This is a genomic window from Neisseria sp. P0009.S007, from assembly GCF_051962515.1.
The window spans coordinates 1-838 of sequence record NZ_JBQCVF010000742.1 but is presented as its reverse complement, the minus strand read 5'-3'; the positions used below and the strand labels follow the sequence as shown (position 1 = coordinate 838).

At 46.2% G+C, this 838-nt stretch carries 1 protein-coding gene; it reads right to left on the bottom strand.

Going from position 1 to position 838, the window contains the following annotated elements:
• Positions 1-111: 111 nt before the first annotated feature.
• Positions 112-669 carry a nitroreductase family protein gene (locus ACTHS3_RS16070; RefSeq protein ID WP_440368516.1) on the bottom strand — a complete coding sequence of 186 codons (558 nt, stop codon included), beginning with the start codon at positions 667-669 and terminating at the stop codon, positions 112-114.
• Positions 670-838 lie beyond the last annotated feature (169 nt).

Genomic DNA, 838 nt, shown 5'->3' with positions numbered 1-838 from the left:
AAGAAGTTGAAGCGTTTATGAATCCTGCTTGATATTTTGACAAGAGACATAAAAAGGCCGTCTGAAAACCATTAAATTAGGTTTTTCAGACGGCCTTAGTGTTTTCAGGCTTTACCAATAAGTTGTAAAACATTCCAAGTTGGTATTTTTCGGGCCGCTGCCTTCTTCAGTCGGCGAACCAATCATCATCAGGCCGATGATTTTATCTTTGTCGGCACACTCAAATGCTTCGCGCAACAATGGGCTGTTGACCCACATGCCCGTAATCCAAACGTTGTCGAAGCCTTGAGCAGAAGCAGCCAGTTGTAAAGCATAGGCGGCGCAGCCGGCAGTCAGCATTTGTTCCCATTCAGGTTTGGGTTTTGCCACTTCACGGTTCGGCGCGAATGTAACGCCGATAATCATAGGCGCCATGTTGCCGACACGTTCGGCCTTTTTCATGGCATCATCGCCGAAGTTGAGTTCGGTAACGGTCTTGCTCAAAAGCTCGCGGAAACGTTGCAAGCCGGCTTCGCTTTGAATAACGGTAAGGCGGAAAGGGCGCATATTGCCGTGATCAGGAACTTGCGTTGCCGCTTGCAGCATTTGTTCCAGTTGCTCGGCATTGGGTGCCGGAGCAGTCAGTTTTTTGGAAGAGCGACGCGTGGTGAGGAGATTTAAGGCATCCATTTTTAGTCTTTCTTGTGAACTAGAATGAGAATAATTATATAGCGGAAAGATAAATAAATCAGCAAAGGATTAAGGCCGTCTGAATTAAGGTTTCAGACGGCCATTGAGTTTTACAGGATAACGGTGTTTTGTGTATTTTCAGTAATCAGTGCTTTGTTGATTTCGTCGG

Bases quoted from the DNA above. Each gene is read 5' to 3' on its own strand.
- ACTHS3_RS16070 (WP_440368516.1), bottom strand. From the start codon at position 669: ATGGATGCCTTAAATCTCCTCACCACGCGTCGCTCTTCCAAAAAACTG.